Source organism: Paenisporosarcina macmurdoensis, assembly GCF_042658845.1.
In the GTDB taxonomy this organism is placed as follows: domain Bacteria; phylum Bacillota; class Bacilli; order Bacillales_A; family Planococcaceae; genus Paenisporosarcina; species Paenisporosarcina macmurdoensis.
Window position 1 is genome coordinate 394,717 of the sequence record NZ_JBHSRI010000002.1, and the last position, 23,681, is coordinate 418,397.

Below are 23,681 nucleotides of genomic sequence, written 5' to 3' on the forward strand. Positions count from 1 at the left end.
ACAGAACTTGCCCGAAGATTTAGATTAAAGTCAAATATCAGTCAAAAGGGGGTAGTCATTTATTTCGGAATCCGATATATTTAATACTATGTCTTTTGAATTAGGGGGAAAACAGTTTGGAAATTTTCAAAAAATTAAAGGATTATTATTGGCCAAATAAACATTTATTCTTTTGGTCCTTGTTCATGCTTTTAATTACCTTGGTAATTACAGTTGCTTATCCAATCATTTTGCAACAAACAATTGACCTAGTGATTAAGGATGAACAATATGATTTAGCCTGGACACTCGCAGGTATTTTTATGGCACTTATGATTGTTAAAGGTTTTGCAACCTACATCGGTCAATACACAGGTGACATGTTTGGGATTCGCTCGGTGTATGAATTACGCAATGCATTATATGCAAAGTTACAACGTTTACCGTTTAGTTATTACGATAATGCCAAGACTGGCGACTTAATGTCTCGCTTAACAGCTGATGTTGAAGGCTTTCGATTTTTCTTATCGTTTGGCTTTGTTGAGTTATTCCGATTAATTTTTCTTGTCTCTGTTTCTTTAGTTGTCATGTTTTATTATTCTGTACCACTGACATTTGTCTCAATGGCTGCCATGCCATTGTTAATTGTTGCAGTGTTTCGTTTTGATAAATTAGTGCATCCAGCATTTCGAGACATACGTAAATCATTTGGTAAGTTAAATACAAATGTTCAAGAAAACATAAGTGGTATCCATACGGTTAAGTCACTTTCTCGTGAATCGTTCCAAATAGACAAATTTAACGATTCCAATGGAGATTATAAAGACCGTTACTTATATACAACTGAAATTTGGGCAAAGTACTTCCCTGTAATGGAGTTTCTCGGCAATATTAGCGTTGTCTTTTTATTCGGCTATGGTGGATTCCTTGTTATGGGCAACCAATTAACGATTGGAGAACTTGTAGCGTTTTACAGTTTACTAGGCTATATCATTTTCCCGATTATGAACTTAGGTTTTACAGTCAATTTATTTTCACAATCCAAAGCATCAGGAGAACGTTTATTAGAAGTTTTAGAAGCTCCTGAGCCCATTCAATCAAAAGAGAATGCAGTGGATGGTTCCGGTATGAAAGGACATGTAGCTTTTGAAAATGTCACTCTTCAATATCGTGAAGAGGACCAAGTCGCACTAAGTGAAGTGAATCTTGAAGTGAAAGCTGGTAAACAAATCGGCTTAGTAGGTGCCACGGGTTCAGGTAAAACAAGTTTAACGCAATTGTTAACGCGGTTCTATGAGCCTACAGAAGGTCAAGTCAAAATAGACGGTATTCCGGTTGAGGACTATACGTTATCCTCGTTACGGTCAAATATCGGTTTTGTATTACAAGAGTCATTTTTATTCTCTTCGTCAATTAAAGCCAATATTTCATATGGTCGACCAGACGCTACGATTGATGAAATTATTGACTCATCAAAACGCGCAAATGCTCACGAATTTATCATGGAATTACCAGATGGATATGACACGATGCTTGGGGAACGTGGACTGGGCTTATCAGGTGGTCAAAAACAGCGTATTGCTATTGCGCGTGCGCTTTGTCAAAATCCAGCTATTTTAATTCTAGATGACGCAACTAGTGCAGTGGACATGAAGACAGAACTCCATATCCAACAAGCACTTGAAGAAGTCATGAAGGGCCGTACCACATTTATCATTGCTCATCGAATTTCATCCGTAAAACATGCAGATGAATTGATTGTCTTTGAACATGGTGAAATTGTTCAACGCGGAACACATGACCAATTAATTAAACAACCAGGTCTATATAAACGTATATATGAAATTCAGTACAAAGATCAACTTGAAAATATTTATGCATAGGAAGGCGGAATCATCTTGACTAAACAAATCAATCCCAGTGTATTAAAACGATTCCGCTACTCTTCGGATGATGTAATTGATGCACCATTTAATTGGTCACAACTCGCTCGTTTGTTTACGTATGTAAAACCATATTCTCGTTCATTATTACCAAAAGCATTCATAGCAGTGACAATAACTACTCTTATTCGACTGCTCATACCTATACTAATAGGTGTCTATATCATAGATCGAGCATTAGAAACAAAAGATGTTGAATTACTGTCTATTCTCGTAGGATCGATTGCCGTACTGTATATCGTTAATACTGTTGCCAATCGATATCGAATACGATGGATGAATGAGCTTGGACAAAATGTAATTTATGATTTGCGAAAACATTTATTTACGCATGTACAATGGCTATCGCATCGATTTTTCGATCAACGGTCAGCTGGATCGATACTTGTTCGGATCATGAACGATATTAACTCGCTACAAGAATTGTTCACAAATGGTGTCATCAACTTATTAATGGACTTACTATTACTAGTTGGCGTTCTCATCATTCTATTTACCCTTAGTCCACCATTAGCACTTGCAGTTCTTGTTATTTTGCCGATGATGTTCTTTATTTCAACAACTTTACGCAAAAACATTCGTCGTTCTTGGCAAGATGTCCGAATGAAACAGTCAAAAATTAACTCGCATTTAAATGAAAGTATTCAAGGCATGCGTATAACACAATCATTTACACAAGAAAATGAAAATATGGCCTTCTTTAACGGCATTAATGAAGAAAGTTTTGAATCATGGCGTGTGGCAACGAAAAAGAATTCCTTGTTCCGACCATTTGTTGAAATGACTAACGCAATTGGTTCAGTAGTATTGATTATTTACGGTGCGTACTTGATTAAAAACGGTCAATTGGATCTTGGTGCATTTGTAGCTTTTGCTTTTTACCTGGGTATGTTCTGGGAACCGATTTCACGATTGGGTATGGTATATAACCAACTTTTAATGGGGATGGCTTCATCTGAACGTATCTTTGAGTTTTTAGATGAGCAACCATTAGTAAATGAAAAAGAGAATCCTGTTAAAATCGGTGAACTACGTGGCCATATTGAATTTCAGGATGTGCAATTTGGTTATGAAAAAGACCGCTTAGCATTAAAAGGAATAACTCTAGAAATGAAAGCAGGAGAGACGGTTGCACTTGTGGGTCATACTGGATCTGGTAAGACAACAATTGCCAACTTAGTATCACGCTTTTATGATCCAACTAGTGGTGTTGTGAAAATGGATGGCACCGATATTCGCGATTTATCATTAAGTGATCTCCGTGAACAAATTAGTATTGTTCTGCAAGAAACGTTTATTTTCTCGGGAACCATCATGGATAATATTCGCTTTGGTAACCCCCATGCAAAAGATGAAGAAGTCATTAAGGCAGCCCAAGCGGTTGGAGCAAATCGCTTTATTGAACGGTTATCAAATGGCTATGAAACTGAAGTTGAAGAACGGGGCAATATACTATCCGTTGGAGAAAGACAGCTGCTGTCATTTGCACGAGCACTTCTGGCAAACCCACGTATCATTATTTTAGACGAGGCAACAGCGTCCATTGATACGGAAACGGAACTTCAGATTCAACAAGCACTTCGTACGCTATTGAAGAACAGAACTGCCATTATGATTGCTCATCGATTATCTACAATTCGTGAAGCTAACCAGATTATTGTTTTAGAAAATGGCAATGTTCTTGAATCAGGAAATCATGATTCGTTAATGAAAGATAAAGGCCATTATCAGCAACTGGTAATGTCTCAATTTGGAGATACATCAAACTGAATTTGAGCGACTACCAAAGTTGTGATACACTATGTCCATTCGTTCTGTACGGAGGTTGAAAGATGAAAAAAGAATTTGTAGTTATCGGGTTAGGTCGATTTGGTGGAAGTATTGTTCGCGAGCTTATTGATCAAGGTGCAGACGTTATGGCCATTGATAAATTTGCTGACCGTGTAGATGAATTTGCTTCAATTGCTACACAGGCAATCGTTGCAGATACAACGGATGAATCTGTATTAAAATCACTAGGTATTCGTAACTTTGAACATGTAATTGTAGCGATTGGTGAAGACATACAATCTAGTATTTTAACAACTTTGATGCTAAAAGAAATAGGCGTAAATAAAATCACGGTAAAAGCTCAAAATGATTACCATGAAAAAGTATTACGCAAAATAGGCGCAGATCAAGTGGTGCATCCAGAACGTGATATGGGTATTCGAATTGCCAATAACATTATGACAAATAATGTACTTGATTATTTAGAGTTGTCTGATGAGCACTCAATTATGGAGATAAAAGCCAATGAAATATTAGCTGGTTCCACATTAATTGACCTTGATATTCGTGCTAAATACGGGATTAACATTGTTGGTATTAAACGTGGTACAGAGATTCTAGTATCACCACAAGCTGACGAAAAAATCCTCATTAACGACGTCTTGATTGTCATTGGTGCAGACGCCGATATTATCCGATTCGAGAAAAAAGCAATGCACTAAAGAAAAGCGGAGGAGCCATTCAGGCTCGACGCTGAAGGTGAAGAGGCCGAAGATGCGGAAACTAGTTTCTGCATCTTCGGCCTCTTTCGGCTTCTTTAATTTTCAAGATTTGAGTTAACACACTCTTTATTGAAAAACGAACGATGGCTTTCTTCACCACTCTCGCGTACTCGTTATTGATAGATACTCTCCAAAGTAAAGAAATGCGGTAGCCGCCGAAATGGCATCTTCGGCTGTTTGGTTCCTCAAAGTATAGTGTCGATTCATTAGTAAACCAAAATAAAATAATAATTTGCCAGAAGGTTGTAGGGGAGCGACTAAAGCAACCGATCCGCAAGATTACCTGTAATAGTGGGAGGTCGGTGTGACATTGTCACATCGACCTCTTACTAATTCATTAGGTAAATGTGCAGTTCAGTGCTTTCCAAAGCTCCCCGGAAACCTAATTGATAATGTGTATTCAACTTTAAGGGGAATCAACGGTGGTTGCGTCTGTCCCGGGGGTAAGTTCATTAAAGTGAGTAAATGCTAATTGCCCGAAGTAGTGAAGAGCCACGATTGCCTCACAAATTGTGACTCCCTGCCACTACTAACAACTGCTACGGAAATCTGTACCGCATGAGTGATTTCGTTAATTTGCTATAATTAGTCAGTCATAATATGTAAACTAAAAAAGCTATGCAGAATATCACTAAATGTGATATCTGCACAGCTTTTTTTATATTGATTACACTTCCATGATGATTGGTAAAATCATTGGGCGACGTTTCGTTTTTTCATATAAATACGGTCCTAAAACGTCTGTAATTTCATTTTTCAATTCTGACCATGGAGTGGCTTTTGATTGAATCGTTTTTTGTAGATGACGATTTAACATGTGTTGAGCTTCATTAATCATAGCTCCTGATTCGCGCATATAAACAAATCCACGAGAAATGATGTCTGGTCCAGATACAATCTTTTGACGTTCTTGGTCAGTTGTCACAACGACAATAACTAACCCTTCTTCAGATAGAATTCGACGATCACGTAATACGATATTACCAACATCACCAATTCCGCTTCCATCGATGTAAACATCTCCAGAAGGGATGCGACCAGCAACAGCTGCTTCATTTTGGCTAAGAGCTAATACGTCACCATTGTCCATTATGAACGTGTTCTCAGGCTCAACATCACAATCAACGGCTAATTCGGTATGTATTTTCAACATACGATATTCACCGTGGATAGGCATAAAGAATTTTGGTTTCATTAAACGCAGCATCAATTTTTGTTCTTGTTGAGAACCATGACCTGAAGTATGAACATTATTCAATGAACCATGAATAACATCTGCTCCAGCACGGAATAATAAATTGATTGTGCGATTTATGCTACTACGATTACCAGGAATCGGAGAAGAAGAGAAAATGACTGTATCCGCTGGCTGGATTTGTATTTGACGATGTGTACCATTAGCTAAACGAGAAAGTGCAGCCATTGGTTCGCCTTGACTACCCGTACATAAAATCATCACTTCACTTGCGGGAAGACGATTTAATGTTTGTGTATCAACAAACGTTTCTTTAGGTGCGTTAATATAGCCTAATTCACGTCCGATTGTAATTGCATTGTCCATACTTCGGCCAAAAACAGCAATTTTACGTCCGTGGTGAATAGCTGCTTCTACTACCTGTTGTAAACGATAAATATTTGAAGAGAAAGTTGCGAAAATAATACGACCATCTACTTTACGGAAAATCTCCGATAAGCTTTCTCCAACTTTTCGCTCAGACATAGTGAAATCTGGTACTTCTGCATTCGTACTGTCAGATAAAAGACATAACACTCCGTCACGGCCGATTTCAGCCATTTTCGTTATGTTTGCTGGTTCTCCAACTGGAGTGAAATCAAATTTGAAATCTCCAGTATGAACAATATTTCCAGGTGGTGTTTTGACAACTATACCAAATGCATCTGGAATACTATGTGTCGTTCTATAGAAGCTAACAGATGTTTTACGGAATTTAATCACTTCATCTTCTGTAATAACATGCATTTTTGTCGTACGTAATAAGCCATGTTCTTCAAGTTTATTACGTAATAAACCAAGAGCTAGTTTGCCCCCGTAAATTGGTACATTTAATTGTTTAAGCAAATAGGGAATACCACCGATGTGATCTTCGTGACCATGTGTAATAAATAGACCTTTAATCTTGTCTACATTTTTCACGAGATACGAGTAGTCAGGAATAACGTAATCAATCCCGAGTAACTCATCTTCTGGAAATTTAATACCTGCATCAATTAAAATTATTTCATCTTGGAATTGAACGCCATATGTGTTTTTGCCGATTTCGCCCAGTCCGCCGAGTGCGAAAACCGCTGTTTGATCATTCTTAACAAATTTCATAAGTCTTATTTTTTCTCCACTTTAAAGTTTTCGCTAGCTTGCTCGTAAGATAAATGATTACCTTCAAGTAGCTGAACAAATTCAATATTATATTTGCGATCCTTCAGCGTGTAACGAACTTCACGTTCAGAGGATGCTTCGATGTAAAGACTTAGTGTGTTTTCGCGAACTGGCACTTCAAGCACGTTCTCTTGGTAATATACTTTGTAAATCATATTTTGGTCTCCTTTTTCACGTTCAAAATAATTTCATTCTCTTTATATTATCACGTGCCTCTTTTAAAATAAAGAAAAGCCCTACTATAAATAGCAGGGCAAAAAATTATGCAATCGTTTTTTTCCCGAGTATGCCGCCTAACCGTCTTAAAATCTTTCTTTTTAGACGTTTTAACATGGCAAATCACTCCTCTGATACATTATACAGAATATTTTGATTTTTGTAAAGGCTACTTGTATTTAGTACACTTCTTGCAAGAGGAAGGATGAATAGAATATGAAGAAGTTTTTATTTTTTGATATAGATGGCACACTCTATGATTCCAATAAACAGCTACCTTCTAAAGCGAAGGAAGCTATTTTTGAAGCTCGAAGAAATGGTCATGAAGTCTTTATTGCTACGGGTCGAGCGCCATTTATGATTCAAGATGTTTTAAAAGAGTTAGAAATTGATTCGTATATTTGTTTTAATGGACAGTATGTAGTTTATAAAAATGAAGTAGTTTCTCATAATGAAATTAATAAAGAGCAACTCAAGCTAGTTTCAGAATTTGCAGAGAGAAAAAATCATCCGATCGTATATATGAATGCCGAAAAAATGATTGCTTCTATTGCTTACCATCCACATATTGAAGAAAGTATAACTACTTTAAAGTTTCCGCATCCAACATACGAAAAAGATTTTTTTCTGAATCAACCAATTTACCAAGCGTTGGTCTTTTGTTCTATGGAAGAAGAGGATGCGTATCATAAAACGTTTCCGTATTTAAAATTTGTTAGATGGCATCGTGTCTCTGTTGATATTTTGCCTACTGGAGCTTCAAAAGCAAATGCGATTAAATTTTTATGTGAAAAATACAACATCGCCATCAAAGATACGATTGCATTTGGAGACGGATTAAACGATATTGAAATGTTGGAAACTGTAGGATTTGGCGTTTCGATGGGGAATGGTCATGAAGAGGCACTTAAACGAGCACAACACGTTACCACACATGTGGACGAAGATGGATTAGTGAATGCAATGAGATATTTGAAACTAATATAAAAAAGATTCCCAATTATTTTTGGGAATCTTTTTCTTAGTTTCGTTCATATGGCACTGAATCTGGAATTTCTGCGAAAGGATTTTCTTTATTGATTCGATCAAAGAACATGACTCCGTTCAAATGATCGAGTTCATGTTGAAATGCTATAGCAGCTAATCCTTTTAAACGAAGTTTAAATTCACTTCCATCAGGATACAAGCCTTTAGCCGTAATGCGCGCATATCTTGGGACATGTCCTTCAATAACTCGGTCTACAGATAAACAACCTTCACCCACAGAAATGTAGGTTTTTTCGACAGAGTGGCTAATGATTTTTGGGTTAATTGCAACAATACTTAATTTAGATCCATCATCTGGTAAGTGAAGAGCAAAAATTCTCTTCGACACATTTACTTGAGGTGCAGCAATGCCAATACCAGGACGTAAATCATAACGTTCAATCATCTCGGAGTCTTGGCTATTTTTCACATATTCATGTAAGTCATGTGCTAATTTTGCATCTTCAATAGATAATGGAAAATCTACTTCTTGAGCTTTTTGTCGCAAAGTTGGATGTCCTTCGCGAATAATATCTTTCATTTCAAACATCTGGGTCTTCCTTTCCAACGTATATTCTTTAATAAGTATAACGAAGGATAACGTTCGTGCAACAAAAAGAGGAACTTTAAAATGTTGAAATTTTTTCCTTGAAGGTCTATAGTAGTAAATGATTTAGGAGGTTTTCAAATGAAAAAAATTGTAATTGGTACATTTCTTTCCACTACCCTATTACTATCAGCGTGCTCAATGGGAGCATCTTCTAGTGAAGAAAAGTTATCAGCTTCATTAGAAAAAGTATATGAAGAGGAACAAGGATACCGTGACGCACAACAACAATTAGCTGAATTAGAAAAAAAAGAACAAAGTACTTTTAACGCAGCCATGGAGTTGACACAACAACAAAAAGGTGACGTGGCATTAAAAGTTGAAGAATTAAAAGCTTCACTAACTGAAAGATTAACTTTACTTAATGAGGAAAACGAGTCGATTGGAAAAGCACAAGACTCCTTAACGTCATTTGAAGACTTAGTGGAAGACACCAAAGACGAAGTCGTGAAAACATCTTTACTAGATTTGAAGGCTTCAATCAACGATCGATATGAAGCACACGAAATTGTGAGTAATGAATACCAAAAATTAACGGACTTACAAATTACGCTTTATGACATGCTAGAGGATGAAGAAACGCAACAAGCTCAACTTCAAGAACAAGTAATATTGGTCAATAAACAAAATGACGTTGTGCAATCCGCAATCAATGCGTTTAACGAAGCTACAAAAAAACTTAATGAAATGAAATCGTCTGTGTATGATTCTTTGGACGAAGAAAAGTAAAACGATCTCCTTGTGAGGTCGTTTTTTGTGTAATGGAGGACATGTGGATGTCTCTATATTGTATGATACAGATGCTTTTTTGTACTAGTACAGTTCGGTATTGATTGAATACATAATAAATAATAAGGTCTTATATAACTAGAGTTCCCATAGATTGACCACCAATTTAAAGTTGAGTATACTAGGGAAGAATGAACATTGTATCACTTAGAATTTTAAGGATTTTTAATACAGTTATATAAGGAGAGGTGTTAACATGGTAGCAAAAAATGCTAAGCAAGTAGGTCCAGTAGAAGTACTAAAAGCAATCGAAGAAAAATTTGAAATGTTTCAGATTTTAAACGAAGAAGGCGAAATCGTTAACAAAGATGCAGATCCGAAATTATCAGATGAAGAATTAACAGAGTTAATGCGTCGTATGGTGTACACACGTATACTTGATCAACGTTCAATTTCTTTAAACAGACAAGGGCGTTTAGGTTTCTATGCACCAACCGCTGGTCAAGAAGCTTCACAATTGGCTTCTCACTTCGCTCTTGAAAAAGAAGATTTTATTCTTCCAGGATACCGCGATGTACCACAATTAATTTGGCACGGTCTTCCTTTATCACAAGCTTTCTTATTCTCTCGTGGACACTTCATGGGTAATCAGATTCCTGAAGATGTAAAAGTATTGCCACCACAAATTATTATTGGTGCTCAATTCATCCAAGCTGCGGGCGTAGCACTTGGTATGCAAAAGCGTGGGAAAAAATCAGTTGCAGTCACATATACAGGTGACGGTGGTTCTTCTCAAGGTGATTTCTATGAAGGGATGAATTTTGCAGGAGCTTTCCGTTCTCCAGCCATCTTCATCGTTCAAAATAACCAATTTGCAATCTCAACACCACGTGAAGCGCAAACAGCTGCTAAGACCATCGCTCAAAAAGGAATTGCAGCAGGTATTCCAAGTATCTTAGTTGATGGAATGGATCCACTAGCAGTTTATGTGGCGACTCGTGATGCAAGAGAGCGCGCAGTGAATGGCGAAGGTCCTTCATTAATTGAAACTTTATGTTACCGTTACGGTCCTCATACAATGGCAGGTGACGATCCAACTCGCTACCGTACTTCAGATACTGATTCTGAGTGGGAAAAGAAAGATCCATTGGTTCGTTTCCGTACGTACTTAGAAGCAAAAGGCCTTTGGAATGAAGAAAAAGAAAATGAAGTTATTGAGCAAGCTAAAGAAGAAATTAAAGATGCAATTAAAACAGCAGATGCTGCTCCGAAACAAAAAGTGACAGATTTGATGGAATTTATGTACGATCCAAATACTGAAATGCCATACAACTTAAAAGAACAATACGAAATTTACAAAGAGAAGGAGTCGAAGTAACCGATGGCACAAATGACGATGATTCAAGCAATTACGGATGCACTCCGTACAGAGCTTAAGAATGATGAAAACGTCCTCGTCTTCGGTGAAGACGTAGGAAATAACGGCGGGGTATTCCGTGCAACTGAAGGTTTACAAAAAGAATTTGGGGAAGATCGTGTATTCGATACACCACTTGCAGAGTCAGCTATTGGTGGCTTAGCAGTTGGTTTATCTTTAGAAGGCTTCCGTCCCGTTCCTGAAATCCAATTCTTCGGCTTCGTATATGAAGTTATGGATTCTATTAGTGGCCAATTAGCGCGTATGCGTTTCCGTAGTGGTGGTAAATATAACGCACCAGTAACGATTCGTTCACCTTTTGGTGGAGGCGTTCATACACCAGAAATGCATGCAGACAGTTTAGAAGGATTAATGGCAGCTCAACCTGGTTTGAAAGTTGTTATTCCATCTTCTCCTTACGATGCAAAAGGTTTATTAATTTCTGCCATTCGTGATAATGACCCAGTTATCTTCTTAGAACATATGAAGTTATATCGTTCATTCCGACAAGAAGTACCAGAAGAAGAGTACACAATTCCTTTAGGTAAAGCAGAAGTGAAACGTGAAGGTAAAGATTTAACAATTATCGCTTATGGTGCAATGGTTCATGATAGCTTAAAAGCTGCAGAAGAACTTGAAAAAGAAGATTATTCAGTAGAAGTAATCGACTTGCGTACTATTCAACCATTAGATATTGAAACAATCATCGCATCTGTTGAAAAGACAGGCCGTGCAATCGTTGTTCAAGAAGCTCAAAAACAAGCTGGTATTGCTGCAAATGTAGTAGCTGAAATAAACGAACGTGCCATCTTAAGTCTAGAAGCACCAGTATTACGCGTATTTGCACCGGATACAATATTCCCATTCTCACAAGCAGAAACAGTGTGGTTACCGAACGCTAAAGATATTATTGCTACAGCGAAAAAAGTATTAACATTCTAATTTTATTTAATAAACACTCACAATAGAAAGGGTGAATTTTGTGGCATTTGAATTTCGATTACCGGATATCGGTGAAGGTATACATGAGGGTGAAATCGTAAAGTGGTTCGTCAAAGCAGGCGATACTATCGGTGAAGATGATATTTTATGTGAAATACAAAACGATAAAGCTGTCGTTGAAATTCCTTCTCCAGTAGCAGGAAAAGTAGAAGAAGTAATCGTGGGAGAAGGCACAGTTGCAACAGTAGGACAAATATTGATCCGTATTGATGCACCAGGCTATGAAGATCTTAAGTTTAAAGGTGATCATGAAGACGAGCCTAAAGCAGAAGAAAAAGTAGAAGAAAAGACAGAAGCTCAAGTTCAAGCGACTGCAGAAGCTGGTCAAGCAGTAGAAAAAGAAGCGACTCCTGTTGCAAAAGAACAAGCTCCTGAAAAAGAAGCGGTAGATTCATCAAAAGCTGCTCCAAAAACAGAAGCACAACCAAAGGCAGAAAAAGATCCAAATGGTCGTGTTATTGCGATGCCTTCGGTTCGTAAATTTGCACGTGACAATGAAGTGGAAATTTCTCAAGTTAATGGTTCTGGTAAAAATGGTCGTATCATGAAAGCTGATATCGAATCATTTATGGATGGTGGACAAGCGTCTGAAACAACAACTCAAGAAGAGGTTGTTTCAAATGAAGAAACATCATCAAATGAAGAAACAGCTAAAAAAGAAGCAAAACCTGCAGCTCCTGCTTTAGAAGGAGAATTCCCAGAGACTCGCGAGAAGATGTCTGGAATGCGCAAAGCTATAGCGAAAGCGATGGTTCACTCGAAACATACAGCTCCACATGTAACATTGATGGATGAAGTAGATGTAACAGAACTTGTTGCTCATCGTAAGAAATTCAAAGAATTAGCATTAGAAAAAAATATCAAGTTAACGTATTTACCATATGTGGTAAAAGCATTAGTGAATACACTTCGTGAATTCCCAGAATTCAATCGTTCTCTTGACGATGAAACTAGTGAAATCATCCAAAAACATTATTTCAATATCGGAATTGCGGCAGATACAGAAAGAGGTTTGGTAGTGCCAGTCATCAAACACGCAGACCGCAAATCAGTATTTGCGATTTCAGATGAAATTAATACACTTGGTGGAAAAGCGCGTGATGGTAAATTATCACCTTCTGAAATGAAAGGTGCATCATGTTCAATCACGAATATTGGTTCAGCTGGTGGACAATGGTTCACTCCAGTAATTAACCATCCAGAAGTTGCAATTTTAGGAATTGGTCGTATTGCAGAGAAACCTGTCATAAAAAATGGTGAAATTGTAGCGGCTCCTGTGTTAGCATTATCTTTGAGCTTTGATCATCGAATGATCGACGGTGCGACTGCTCAGCACGCATTAAATAACATTAAGCGTTTGCTTAGCAATCCAGAACTTTTATTAATGGAGGCGTAAAATCATGGTAGTAGGAGATTTTCCAATCGAAACAGATACGCTAATTATTGGCTCAGGCCCTGGCGGTTATGTTGCAGCAATTCGTGCAGCTCAAACTGGCCAAAAAGTAACAATTGTTGAAAAAGAACATATTGGTGGCGTTTGTTTAAACGTTGGTTGTATTCCATCAAAAGCGTTAATTTCAGTCGGTCACCGTTTTGAACAAGCAAAACACTCAGATGATATGGGAATTACAGCATCTGAAGTTACTATCGACTTTTCAAAAGCACAAGCGTTCAAAGACAGTGTCGTTAAGAAATTAACGGGTGGAGTTGAAGGTTTACTAAAAGGAAATAAAGTCGATGTTGTTCTTGGTGAAGCTTACTTTGTTGACGCAAACACGGTTCGTGTAATGGACGAAAAATCATCACAAACGTACAAATTTAAACATGCGATTATCGCAACTGGTTCTCGACCAGTTGAAATTCCATCATTCAAGTTTTCTAAACGTGTCTTGAGCTCTACAACTGCATTGAGTCTAACTGAAATTCCAGGAAAACTAGTCGTTATTGGCGGCGGGTATATCGGAACTGAACTTGGTACAGCTTATGCAAACCTTGGTTCTCAAGTAACTATTGTTGAAGGCGGAGACGATATCTTAGCTGGTTTTGAAAAGCAAATGACATCAATTGTCAAAAAAGGCTTGAAGAAAAAAGGCGTAGAAGTTGTCACTAAGGCAGTAGCTAAAGGCGTTGAAGAAACAGAATCTGGCGTAATTGTTACATTTGAAGCAGGCGGCGAAGAGAAGAAAGTCGAAGCGGATTATGTATTAGTAACAGTTGGTCGTCGTCCGAACACGGATGAGATGGGTCTTGAAGAACTAGGTATTAAAATGGGCGAACGTGGTTTGATCGAAGTGGACAAACAAGTTCGTACAAGCATCGAAAACATTTTTGCAATTGGTGACGTGGTTGCAGGACTTCAACTTGCTCATAAAGCTTCTTATGAAGGTAAAGTAGCAGCTGAAGTCATTGCAGGACAAACTTCTATAGTGGATTATTTAGCCATTCCAGCTGTTTGTTTCACAGATCCGGAACTAGCAACAGTTGGTTTAAACGAAGAGCAAGCTAAAAAAGAAGGCTTTGAAGTTATGGCTGGGAAATTCCCATTCGGAGCAAACGGTCGTGCATTAGCATTAAACACTCCTGAAGGATTCGTGAAGCTTGTTTCACGTAAATCTGATGGTTTACTGCTTGGTGCTCAAATCGTTGGTCAAGGTGCTTCTGATATGATCGCTGAGCTTGCATTAGCAATTGAAGCGGGCATGACGGTTGAAGACATTGCCATGACCATTCATGCGCATCCAACATTGGGAGAAATCTCAATGGAAGCTGCTGAAGTTGTAATGGGTCACCCAATTCATATCCTTTCAAAATAAAATGAGTTTCTCGAACCGTACAGGATTATCCTGTACGGTTTTTTTAGTGCATATTTTTACAACTGAATATATTATCTATCAGGTTTTAGGGGGCATTAGGAAGGCGCTGTGCTGCATGTTTTCCTAAAGGATAAGGAATAGGGCGTCTTGGATGCTTTCGTTTCTCTTACCAGGATAGATTTTCCGCGACAATGCATTTCACAGATAAAGAGACACATCTTTAGAAGTAATTGTGACTTACACTGACTGGCACGCATTAATAAATCCATTTTACAAAGTGGTCTGAAAATTAATTAAGCAGATAGTGGCCGAAATCGAGTCTTCGGGCGAATCACTACATAAAGAAATCAACAATTCTTTAGTAAACCAAACGATACGTACTATGCTCGACTTGGTTACAAGAGAAGGAAGGAGGCACGCAAGCCTGTTTGAAGGCTTATAAATGGAGTTAAAGCTTAGTGAAGCAATACTACAAGCCTATCCTTTACTTTCTAGACCAAGATGTAGACTAGGATGCGTCCGTAGCGACTTGAAAACTTAACTGTGTAAATGTATAGGCCTGTATTTTGTGATATAAATGTTTTTCAGACGTCGAGGCCTATTTTTCAGACGTCGAGGCGTTTTTTTCAGACGTCAACGCCATTTTTTCAGACGTCAACGCCGAAAAGTCAGACTGAGATTTTTCAAAAGAATAGAAAGCAGGATAATCTGTATCTACCAACGTTTATTTTTTAGTGTCACAACTATTTTTATAAAGTGATTGAAAAATTCGGCCGAATATCCCAATTAGTCCTCTAAAACAAGGTGTGGGAGATAATGAAGCGTCTGAAGCGACCAGAAAAAACTAACTTCCTAAACAATCATCGGTAGGTTTTGAACTAAATACATACTTATTTAGCAAGTTGGTTCATCGTTGTTAATAAGATGGTGGAATGAATTGTCGAATTTTGCTAAAATTATTTCTGAAAGGATTACGGTGATACAACATGAATTACACAAAATTAATGAGCTTGAGTTTTTTAGCGCTAATGCTAGCGGCATGTGGAGAAAAAGAAGTAGACACACCAGTATCTGCACCTGCACAAGAAGAAACTAAAGAAAAAGTTGTCGAAGAGGAAGTTACGGAAGAAGAAACTGTTGAAGAAGTAGTACCTGAAGAAGAAGTAACGGCTGAACCCTTATATACGTTAAATGAAGCCAATTGGTCGTTTAAACCAATTGCTGATGCACCCTCTAAAGTTGTTTTATTAACAATTGATGACGCACCAGATAAAAGGTCATTAGAAATGGCAAAAACGTTAAAAGCATTAAATGCACCCGCAATCTTCTTTGTAAATGGACACTTTTTAGATACAGATGAAGAAAAAGCCGTATTAAAAGCAATTCACAACATGGGCTTTGCAATTGGAAATCACACACAAACACATGCAAATTTAAAAGAGCTTACTGAGGAACAACAGCGAGCAGAAATCATGCAAGTCAGTGAAACTATTGAGGCGGTAATTGGTGAGAAACCAAAATTCTTCCGTGCGCCATTCGGATCAAATACGGATTTCAGCAAAGCATTAGTAAAAGAACAAGGTATGCTTTTAATGAATTGGACATACGGCTATGACTGGGAATCTCAATATCAAGATGCGGCCGCTTTATCTGATATTATGGTGAATACCGAATACTTGACGAACGGTGCTAACTTATTGATGCACGATCGTACTTGGACTGCAGCCGCCTTAAAAGGAATTGTTGAAGGTCTACGTGGTAAAGGGTATGAAATGATTGATCCAGATACGATTCAAGGCGTATCTACTGAATAATCGTAAAGCAAAAACCACACCATATTTCTTCATACTAAAAAGGCTGAGCCATCCTTTATCAGGAGTCTCAGCCTTTTTCATTCATTCGCTTAATAAAAAGCCTTATGTTCTTTAATGACACGAATTAACTTCAATTCATCGTCTTCCGGTCCTTGAACCGGTAAGCCTGCTTCAATATTCATATGAATATAGGCAATATTATCTTCAGTAATGATTTCTCCAGGAATGAAAATTGGAATGCCTGGTGGATAAACCATTATAAATTCAGCTGAAATGCGGCCAACAGATTCTGCAAAAGGTACAACTTCCGTCGTCGCATAAAAAGCATCACGTGGAGTCATTGCTAAACGCGGAATATCTGGCATGGTTACAAAAGGTTCAATTATCGTGACTTCCGATTCAAAATCTTTAGACATACGTTGAAGCGCATTTACTAATATATTTAATTCTTTTTTAGAGTCTGCAATCGTCACGATGCACAAAATATTATAGAGATCCGATAATTCAACTTCGATGTTTGCTTTTTCACGCAGCCACTCTTCAGCTTGGTGACCAGTAATACCTAAGTTTTTAACGCTAATTAGTAGTTTGGTTGGATCAATATCGTATGTAGCTGACGTGCGTAATATCTCACTTCCTACGCATCGTAGGTTTGGAATTTGATTAATACGTTTGCGAGCATCTTTTGCTAAACGGATTGTTGTTGTCAATAAGTCATGTCCATTAATCGCTAATTGGCGTCGCGCAGTATCTAGCGAAGCTAAGATTGGATACGATGTAGAGGTAGTTGTTAACATGGATAATATCGACTGAACACGCTTAGATGAAACTAAACCTTCACGTACATTTAACACAGAACTCTGAGTCATTGAGCCCCCAAGTTTGTGGACTGAAGTTGCCGCCATATCTGCTCCAGCTGCCATAGCAGATATAGGTAATGATTCATGGAAATGAATATGGACGCCGTGAGCTTCATCGACTAACACGGGGATTCCGCGTTTATGTGAAATATCAACAATACGTTTTAAGTCTGCAGCAATACCAAAATAAGTAGGGTTAATCACAAGCACTGCTTTAGCATCAGGGTGAACTTCGAGAGCTTTTTCCACAGACTCTGCAGAAATACCGTGTGAAATTCCTAGTTCTGGATCGACTTCTGGATGTATAAACACCGGTGTTGCACCAGCGAATACAATGGCAGACATGATAGATTTATGGACATTTCGTGGCACCACTATTTTGTCTCCTGGTCCACAAACACTTAAAATCATCGTCATAATAGCACCGCTTGTCCCTTGTACGGAGAAGAATGTGAAATCAGCTCCGAAAGCTTCTGCGGCTAGTTCTTGTGCTTTTTTTATAGCACCTTTTGGTGAATGTAAATCATCAAGAGGAGCAATATTAATTAAGTCGATGGAAAGAATGTTATCGCCAACGAATTCACGAAAAGCTGGATCGACACCATTTCCTTTTTTATGACCAGGAATATGAAATTGAATAGGATGTCTATTGCGATGTTTTAGCAAGACATCAAATAAAGGGGTTTCTAACTGTGACAATGTCGTACCACCTCAACTTTCTCAAAAGATAGTTCAAATCGTTCGCTTAAAATAGCCGGGTTTCTAAGGATACAGGTTGCCCATTACTAATCGAATAGATGCGAAAAAGTAAAACTGACATCTCCGACTTTTATCCTCGGTTCCTTTTAAGCTTCTTTTGAACAAATAATTAAAATGAAAAACAAGTGAATTATAGCATTTTGAACAACAGATGACCATAAATATTTAAAGGAATTTCGACAAAGGAGACGAATAAACTACATATAGCGATAGGAGGAGTATCATAAATGAATTGGCAAACACGTATTACAGACTTACTACATATAAAATATCCAATTATACAAGGAGGACTCGCTTATTTGGCATATGCAGATTTGGCGGCAGCTGTGTCAAATGCTGGAGGACTGGGTCAAATTACAGCGATGAGTTTGGAGACACCAGAGGCGCTGCGAAAAGAAATACATAAAGTGCGTTCACTAACCGATCAACCGTTTGGTGTTAACTTCGCTATTGGAGAGCAAGGACGTCCGTTTTCTCATATGCTGGATGTGGCAATTGAAGAGAATGTACCAGTTGTATCGATGACTGGCGGTAATCCTACAGCTATTTTTAATCAGCTGAAAGGAACTGCTATTAAAAAGTTAGTCTTAGTAGCAGCAACTAGACAAGCTCAAAAAGCAGAAGAACTTGGTGCTGATGCCGTAATGGTAGTGGGGCAAGAAGGTGGGGGACACTTAGGGCGTGACGATGTTGGCACAATGGTTCTTGTACCGCGTGTCGTCGATGCTGTGTCGATTCCGGTGATTGCATCAGGTGGTATCGGAGATGGCCGTGGATTAATGGCTGCACTTGCTCTAGGTGCAGAAGGGATTGAAATGGGAACGCGCTTTATTGCGACAAAAGAATGTGTCCATGCTTCACATGTATATAAACAAGCATTAATAGATAGCTCCGAAACTGGGACAACAGTTATTAAACGTTCAATTGGAGCTCCTGCGAGAGTACTCATAAATCCATGGACAGAAAAAATTCATGAAATTGAAGCTTCTACTCCGACGTACGAAGCATTAAAAGAGTATATTAGCGGTCAAGCAAACAAACACTATATTTATGATGGTTTAGAAACGCAAGGGTTCGGTTGGGCAGGTCAAGTAGCAGGTTTGATAGACGATATCCCTAGTGTGGAAGAATTATTTGTGAGAATGATTTCCCAAGCAGAAGACTTCCGCGTAAAATGGAGGTAAGGAAAGGGTGAAGTAACCATGAGTTTTTCATATCCATTTTCAAAAGATTGGTCGACAAAGGAAATCATCGCCGTCGTTCAATTTTTTGAAGTCATAGAACACGCTTATCTAGAAGGAGTTAATCGAGAAGTCTTGATGGAAAAATATCGAGGATTTAAAGAAGTTGTCCCATCAATGGCTGAAGAAAAAACCTACTTCCGAGATTTTGAAAAAGAAAGCGGATATATCTGTTATCCAATTATCAAAAAAATGAAAGAGACTACTAAAGGTGCAATTATAAAAGGAGCAGGGAAATAATCCCTTGCTCCTTTATTTTTTATTAACCATCATATTATATATAGGTAGAAGTGCTTCAAACGTTTCTTCTACAAAAATATCAAACGCTTCTTCGGACATCTCAACAGCTTGTTCGCTCAAAATATGTCTACCTACAATAAATTCTGCTTTTTTCACATCACGCAACCGATCTAATAAAGAGGGTAATAGTTCTTTGTGTGCGTTCTTCAAAGGAAAAGCTTCAGGGGACATGTGATCACCCGAAATGATGAAGTCTTGTGGCATCTTTTTAAATAAGCTTTTCTTTTTTAATAATCTTTCAGCAATTTGTACTTTATCAGGAGCTTCGTAAATAACAGCTAAAATAATAAATACATGTGTCCCCCATAAGCCGATTTGAAAATGAGGTATGGCTTTGTATCCTCGTTTATAAGGAGCAAAAGCGACCCATGAATCTTTTGGTGGATTAACAGAACGCCTTGCGTGTCTAGCTACGTGAGGATAGAATTCATCTCCCGTGTTACTTGAAAAGTAAGATGCATATGTATGACCGAATGCTTCGAATTTTGGTCGGACTTTTTCAATCAAAGCTTGCATACGATGTTCTAAACCTTCTATTTGGAAAACCTCAAAATCTGCTTGTTCCCATGTGTATTTCAAATTTATTTCCACCTTTCGCATTTCCTATGTTTAGTTTAATCAAAATATGGGAAAAAATCTTGTAAGTAGTCTTAATGAAGTTGACAAATTTAACTTCATAACATATTGTATATAAAACATTCAGAATATTTTGAATTAAAAAAGAAAAGGGGTGTAAGACCATGAAACAGGTTGTTCAAATCGTTCGCAAGCAAGATGTAGAGAAAAAACTAATACTTGGATTAAAGTTAGAACTTGACTATGAACTTGCCTCTCTGTTCGATGCCATTCAACAAAAAAATCAAACAGAAATTGACAAGAGCAAAGCGAGACTAAGCGAGATCCATTCTGAGTTGGAGGCCTTGCATGCGTTACGTTAAAAATAGAACAGTTCATATTAATATGTAAGCACCTAATGGTCTATTTCTGACATCAGGTGCTTTTTTGTTTATAATAAAGGCTAGTGATTTAGAAAGGCGGCTAGTTCATTGGAACTTCAAAAACTCGATCGGTATGCAAAAGGATTAATTAAAGAAGCGGGTAGAAAGATTCGTCAGTCATTCTCAAGCGAATTGGCAATTGAATCAAAAGCAGATGCCAATGATTTGGTGACCAATATAGATAAAGAAATCGAACAATTTTTTATTCGACATATTCGCAATGATTATCAAGGTCACTTGATTTTAGGTGAGGAAGGATTTGGTGATCGTCTCACAAAGCTCGATGGTTATGTATGGATGTTAGATCCGATTGATGGCACGATGAATTTCATTCATCAGCAAAGAAATTTTGCTATTTCACTGGGTATTTACAAGGATGGTATTGGAATCCTAGGGTACATATATGATGTGATACATGACGAATTATATAGTGCACAAAAAGGACACGGAGCCTATTTAAATGACGAACCCATCCCTGTACTAGAGTCAACAACGATTTCACAAGCTATTATTGGCTTGAACGCTAGTTGGGTAGTGCCAAACCGTCATATTGAAAATGAAGGACTAATAAGGCTCGTTAAAGATGTTAGAGGTATACGTTCATATGGTTCAGCAGCACTCGAACTAGCCTATGTCGCAACTGGACGAATCGATGCTTATATGTCCATGCGTTTATCGCCTTGGGATATAGCTGGAGGTGTTGTGATTGCTCAAGAAGTCGGCGCGGTAGCAACAAATTTAAATGGACAACCCTTAAAGTTTTTAGAACAAGATACATTTCTTGTAGCGAGAAAAAGTTTGCACGATTCTTTATTAAACGATTATATTACATTAAAATAAAAAGCAAGAAATGGCGAAGTGCCATTTCTTGCTCTATCTACTATAGTAAACCTTTGTCTCGCATTTTCTTTTTCGTCTTAAAGCCAAATCCCATTACAAGGATTAGTAATAAAATACTTGCTAGAATCCCTGGTATACTGCGTAATCCAACGGAAATTCCAATAGCAAACATCGATAGTAAAGCTAGCAGGGAATATAGTGTAAATACCCATTTAATATTTTTCACGGAATGTTCCTCCAAATAATAATGAAATTTTTCAACAAGAAATCAGACAAATATGTATAACATGTGCTATAATAACACAGTTAAGGACTCGAAAAAAGATATGGAGTGAAACAATGACTAATTTACGTCAAGACCTAAGAAATATTGCAATAATTGCCCACGTTGACCATGGTAAAACTACTCTAGTTGACCAAATGTTAAAACAATCTGGTACTTTCCGTTCAAATGAACATGTGGACGAGCGTGCCATGGATTCAGGTGATATCGAGCGTGAGCGCGGTATAACAATCCTAGCTAAAAATACAGCGATCCAATATAAAGATGTGAAGATTAACATTCTTGACACGCCTGGCCACGCTGACTTTGGTGGAGAAGTAGAACGTATTATGAAAATGGTAGACGGTGTTTTACTAGTAGTTGACGCGTATGAAGGCTGTATGCCACAAACTCGTTTCGTATTGAAAAAAGCACTTGAACAAAACTTACAACCTATTGTAGTTGTAAACAAAATTGACCGTGACTTTGCACGTCCTGAAGAAGTTGTGGACGAAGTTCTTGAACTTTTCATTGAACTTGAAGCAAACGATGAGCAATTAGAATTCCCAGTTATTTTTGCATCAGGTATGAACGGTACTGCAAGTCTTTCATCTGACGTTGCAGACCAAGAAGAAAACATGAAAGTAATTTATGATGCAATCATCGAACACATTCCAGCACCTGTGGATAACAAAGAAGAGCCTCTTCAATTCCAAGTATCTCTTTTAGATTACAACGATTATGTAGGCCGTATTGGTATTGGTCGCGTATTCCGCGGAACTATGGAAGTTGGACAACAAGTATCTCTTATGAAATTAGACGGTAAAGTGAAAAACTTCCGTGTTACAAAAATGTTTGGATTTATGGGTCTAAAACGTATTGAAATTCAACATGCTCATGCTGGTGATTTAATTGCCGTATCAGGAATGGAAGATATCAACGTTGGAGAAACAGTTTGTCCAACAGAACATCCTGAAGCATTACCAATTTTACGTATTGATGAGCCAACTCTTCAAATGACGTTCCTAGTGAACAACAGTCCTTTTGCTGGACGTGAAGGTAAATGGGTAACATCTCGTAAAATTGATGAGCGTTTACAATCTCAACTTCAGACAGACGTATCATTACGTGTAGACCCTACAGATTCTCCTGATGCATGGGTAGTATCTGGTCGTGGAGAATTACATTTGTCTATCTTGATTGAAAACATGCGTCGCGAAGGTTTTGAGTTACAAGTATCGAAACCTGAAGTAATCGTGCGTGTTATTGATGGCGTTCGTTGTGAGCCAGTTGAACGTGTACAAGTTGATGTACCTGAAGAACATGTTGGTTCAATTATTGAATCAATGGGTGAACGTAAAGGTGAAATGCTTGATATGGTTAATAACGGTTCAGGTCAAGTACGTTTAGTATTTATGGTACCTGCTCGTGGATTAATCGGATACACAACTGATTTCATGACATTAACTCGTGGATACGGAATCATTAACCACACATTCGATAGCTACCAACCAATGCAAAAAGGTCGTGTAGGTGGACGTAGTAAAGGTGTTCTTGTAGCAATGTCTACAGGTACAGCTTCTGAGTACGGAATTCTAGGAATTGAAGATCGTGGTACGATTTTCGCTGAACCAGGTGCTGAAATTTATGAAGGAATGATCGTTGGAGAGCATACTCGTGATAATGACTTAACAGTTAACATTACGAAAATGAAAGCAGCCAACAACATTCGTTCTGCAAATAAAGAAGCAACGACAACTAGAAAAAAACCACGTATCATGACTTTAGAAGAGTCACTTGAATACCTAAATGATGATGAGTATTGTGAAATCACACCAGCTTCTATTCGTTTACGTAAAAAAGTGCTTGATAAAGCTGAACGTGAACGCGTAACGAAAAAGACTAAAACAGCTGAAAATAATTAAGAA

21 protein-coding genes are annotated in these 23,681 nt (G+C 37.9%); 15 read left to right on the forward strand and 6 right to left on the reverse strand.

Going from position 1 to position 23,681, the window contains the following annotated elements; genetic code table 11:
* Positions 1–116 precede the first annotated feature (116 nt).
* The 3 genes from ACFPYN_RS01795 (at position 117) to ACFPYN_RS01805 (ending at position 4,414) form a co-directional block, all read left to right on the forward strand.
* The gene (locus tag ACFPYN_RS01795) at positions 117–1,862 is read left to right on the forward strand and encodes an ABC transporter ATP-binding protein (protein WP_377732179.1); all 1,746 of its coding nucleotides are present in this window, start codon (positions 117–119) and stop codon (positions 1,860–1,862) included.
* 15 nt (positions 1,863–1,877) lie between these two features.
* On the forward strand, positions 1,878–3,692 hold the full coding sequence (locus ACFPYN_RS01800) for an ABC transporter ATP-binding protein (protein ID WP_377732180.1): 1,815 nt from the start codon (positions 1,878–1,880) through the stop codon (positions 3,690–3,692).
* A 62-nt stretch (positions 3,693–3,754) separates the two neighbouring features.
* Complete coding sequence (locus ACFPYN_RS01805) at positions 3,755–4,414, forward strand: potassium channel family protein (RefSeq protein ID WP_108584426.1); 660 nt, start codon at positions 3,755–3,757, stop codon at positions 4,412–4,414.
* A gap of 727 nt (positions 4,415–5,141) precedes the next feature.
* On the opposite strand, the gene rnjA is transcribed toward ACFPYN_RS01805, so the two are convergent.
* Together rnjA and ACFPYN_RS01815 are read right to left on the reverse strand one after the other, a co-directional pair.
* Positions 5,142–6,809, reverse strand: a complete 1,668-nt coding sequence (gene rnjA, locus ACFPYN_RS01810) for a ribonuclease J1 (protein ID WP_377732181.1) — start codon at positions 6,807–6,809, stop codon at positions 5,142–5,144.
* Positions 6,810–6,814: 5 nt separating this feature from the next.
* The gene (locus tag ACFPYN_RS01815; protein WP_377732182.1) at positions 6,815–7,024 is read right to left on the reverse strand and encodes a DNA-dependent RNA polymerase subunit epsilon; all 210 of its coding nucleotides are present in this window, start codon (positions 7,022–7,024) and stop codon (positions 6,815–6,817) included.
* Between the two features lie 277 nt (positions 7,025–7,301).
* Between ACFPYN_RS01815 and ACFPYN_RS01820 the strand changes: the two genes are divergently transcribed.
* Complete coding sequence (locus ACFPYN_RS01820) at positions 7,302–8,072, forward strand: Cof-type HAD-IIB family hydrolase (protein ID WP_377732184.1); 771 nt, start codon at positions 7,302–7,304, stop codon at positions 8,070–8,072.
* A 34-nt stretch (positions 8,073–8,106) separates the two neighbouring features.
* Here the strand turns inward: ACFPYN_RS01820 and def are convergent, their stop codons facing one another.
* Entirely contained in the window at positions 8,107–8,661 is a 555-nt protein-coding gene (gene def / locus ACFPYN_RS01825) for a peptide deformylase (protein WP_377732185.1), read from the reverse strand.
* 138 nt (positions 8,662–8,799) lie between these two features.
* On the opposite strand from def, the gene ACFPYN_RS01830 reads away from it, so the two are divergent.
* The 6 genes from ACFPYN_RS01830 (at position 8,800) to ACFPYN_RS01855 (ending at position 16,493) form a co-directional block, all read left to right on the forward strand.
* Positions 8,800–9,447 carry a YkyA family protein gene (locus tag ACFPYN_RS01830; RefSeq protein ID WP_377732187.1) on the forward strand — a complete coding sequence of 216 codons (648 nt, stop codon included), beginning with the start codon at positions 8,800–8,802 and terminating at the stop codon, positions 9,445–9,447.
* 256 nt (positions 9,448–9,703) lie between these two features.
* A complete protein-coding gene (gene pdhA / locus ACFPYN_RS01835; RefSeq protein ID WP_377732188.1) occupies positions 9,704–10,825 on the forward strand; it encodes a pyruvate dehydrogenase (acetyl-transferring) E1 component subunit alpha in 1,122 nt (373 codons plus the stop codon).
* Positions 10,826–10,828: 3 nt separating this feature from the next.
* Positions 10,829–11,806, forward strand: coding sequence for an alpha-ketoacid dehydrogenase subunit beta (locus tag ACFPYN_RS01840; RefSeq protein WP_377732190.1), 978 nt, complete (start codon positions 10,829–10,831; stop codon positions 11,804–11,806).
* Positions 11,807–11,846: 40 nt separating this feature from the next.
* Entirely contained in the window at positions 11,847–13,262 is a 1,416-nt protein-coding gene (locus ACFPYN_RS01845; RefSeq protein WP_377732191.1) for a dihydrolipoamide acetyltransferase family protein, read from the forward strand.
* Positions 13,263–13,266: 4 nt separating this feature from the next.
* Entirely contained in the window at positions 13,267–14,679 is a 1,413-nt protein-coding gene (lpdA, locus tag ACFPYN_RS01850) for a dihydrolipoyl dehydrogenase (RefSeq protein ID WP_377732192.1), read from the forward strand.
* Between the two features lie 986 nt (positions 14,680–15,665).
* Positions 15,666–16,493 carry a polysaccharide deacetylase family protein gene (locus tag ACFPYN_RS01855; protein WP_377732193.1) on the forward strand — a complete coding sequence of 276 codons (828 nt, stop codon included), beginning with the start codon at positions 15,666–15,668 and terminating at the stop codon, positions 16,491–16,493.
* An 89-nt stretch (positions 16,494–16,582) separates the two neighbouring features.
* On the opposite strand, the gene ACFPYN_RS01860 is transcribed toward ACFPYN_RS01855, so the two are convergent.
* Complete coding sequence (locus ACFPYN_RS01860) at positions 16,583–18,052, reverse strand: aminotransferase class I/II-fold pyridoxal phosphate-dependent enzyme (RefSeq protein WP_377732195.1); 1,470 nt, start codon at positions 18,050–18,052, stop codon at positions 16,583–16,585.
* 287 nt (positions 18,053–18,339) lie between these two features.
* Here ACFPYN_RS01860 and ACFPYN_RS01865 point away from each other — a divergent pair, with 287 nt between their 5' ends.
* Complete coding sequence (locus ACFPYN_RS01865) at positions 18,340–19,296, forward strand: NAD(P)H-dependent flavin oxidoreductase (RefSeq protein WP_377732196.1); 957 nt, start codon at positions 18,340–18,342, stop codon at positions 19,294–19,296.
* Positions 19,297–19,314: 18 nt separating this feature from the next.
* Positions 19,315–19,593, forward strand: a complete 279-nt coding sequence (locus tag ACFPYN_RS01870) for a UPF0223 family protein (protein WP_377732197.1) — start codon at positions 19,315–19,317, stop codon at positions 19,591–19,593.
* A 12-nt stretch (positions 19,594–19,605) separates the two neighbouring features.
* On the opposite strand, the gene ACFPYN_RS01875 is transcribed toward ACFPYN_RS01870, so the two are convergent.
* Entirely contained in the window at positions 19,606–20,253 is a 648-nt protein-coding gene (locus ACFPYN_RS01875; protein ID WP_377732199.1) for a YktB family protein, read from the reverse strand.
* A gap of 140 nt (positions 20,254–20,393) precedes the next feature.
* Here ACFPYN_RS01875 and ACFPYN_RS01880 point away from each other — a divergent pair, with 140 nt between their 5' ends.
* The gene (locus tag ACFPYN_RS01880) at positions 20,394–20,591 is read left to right on the forward strand and encodes a hypothetical protein (RefSeq protein WP_377732201.1); all 198 of its coding nucleotides are present in this window, start codon (positions 20,394–20,396) and stop codon (positions 20,589–20,591) included.
* 108 nt (positions 20,592–20,699) lie between these two features.
* A complete protein-coding gene (locus ACFPYN_RS01885; RefSeq protein WP_377732202.1) occupies positions 20,700–21,491 on the forward strand; it encodes an inositol monophosphatase family protein in 792 nt (263 codons plus the stop codon).
* A 40-nt stretch (positions 21,492–21,531) separates the two neighbouring features.
* On the opposite strand, the gene ACFPYN_RS01890 is transcribed toward ACFPYN_RS01885, so the two are convergent.
* Positions 21,532–21,717: a YlaF family protein gene (locus tag ACFPYN_RS01890; protein ID WP_377732203.1), complete on the reverse strand. Its 186-nt coding sequence runs from the start codon at positions 21,715–21,717 to the stop codon at positions 21,532–21,534.
* A gap of 113 nt (positions 21,718–21,830) precedes the next feature.
* On the opposite strand from ACFPYN_RS01890, the gene typA reads away from it, so the two are divergent.
* Entirely contained in the window at positions 21,831–23,678 is a 1,848-nt protein-coding gene (typA, locus tag ACFPYN_RS01895; protein WP_377732205.1) for a translational GTPase TypA, read from the forward strand.
* Positions 23,679–23,681: the final 3 nt, after the last annotated feature.

Excerpts from the sequence above, each read along its gene's own strand:
- ACFPYN_RS01870 (WP_377732197.1), top strand. The coding sequence starts at position 19,315 with ATGAGTTTTTCATATCCATTTTCAAAAGATTGGTCGACAAAGGAAATC.
- rnjA (WP_377732181.1), bottom strand. The coding sequence starts at position 6,809 with ATGAAATTTGTTAAGAATGATCAAACAGCGGTTTTCGCACTCGGCGGA.
- ACFPYN_RS01880 (WP_377732201.1), top strand. The coding sequence starts at position 20,394 with ATGAAACAGGTTGTTCAAATCGTTCGCAAGCAAGATGTAGAGAAAAAA.
- lpdA (WP_377732192.1), top strand. The coding sequence starts at position 13,267 with ATGGTAGTAGGAGATTTTCCAATCGAAACAGATACGCTAATTATTGGC.
- ACFPYN_RS01830 (WP_377732187.1), top strand. The coding sequence starts at position 8,800 with ATGAAAAAAATTGTAATTGGTACATTTCTTTCCACTACCCTATTACTA.
- ACFPYN_RS01805 (WP_108584426.1), top strand. The coding sequence starts at position 3,755 with ATGAAAAAAGAATTTGTAGTTATCGGGTTAGGTCGATTTGGTGGAAGT.
- ACFPYN_RS01840 (WP_377732190.1), top strand. The coding sequence starts at position 10,829 with ATGGCACAAATGACGATGATTCAAGCAATTACGGATGCACTCCGTACA.
- def (WP_377732185.1), bottom strand. The coding sequence starts at position 8,661 with ATGTTTGAAATGAAAGATATTATTCGCGAAGGACATCCAACTTTGCGA.
- ACFPYN_RS01865 (WP_377732196.1), top strand. The coding sequence starts at position 18,340 with ATGAATTGGCAAACACGTATTACAGACTTACTACATATAAAATATCCA.
- ACFPYN_RS01820 (WP_377732184.1), top strand. The coding sequence starts at position 7,302 with ATGAAGAAGTTTTTATTTTTTGATATAGATGGCACACTCTATGATTCC.
- ACFPYN_RS01815 (WP_377732182.1), bottom strand. The coding sequence starts at position 7,024 with ATGATTTACAAAGTATATTACCAAGAGAACGTGCTTGAAGTGCCAGTT.
- ACFPYN_RS01875 (WP_377732199.1), bottom strand. The coding sequence starts at position 20,253 with ATGCGAAAGGTGGAAATAAATTTGAAATACACATGGGAACAAGCAGAT.
- ACFPYN_RS01855 (WP_377732193.1), top strand. The coding sequence starts at position 15,666 with ATGAATTACACAAAATTAATGAGCTTGAGTTTTTTAGCGCTAATGCTA.
- pdhA (WP_377732188.1), top strand. The coding sequence starts at position 9,704 with ATGGTAGCAAAAAATGCTAAGCAAGTAGGTCCAGTAGAAGTACTAAAA.
- typA (WP_377732205.1), top strand. The coding sequence starts at position 21,831 with ATGACTAATTTACGTCAAGACCTAAGAAATATTGCAATAATTGCCCAC.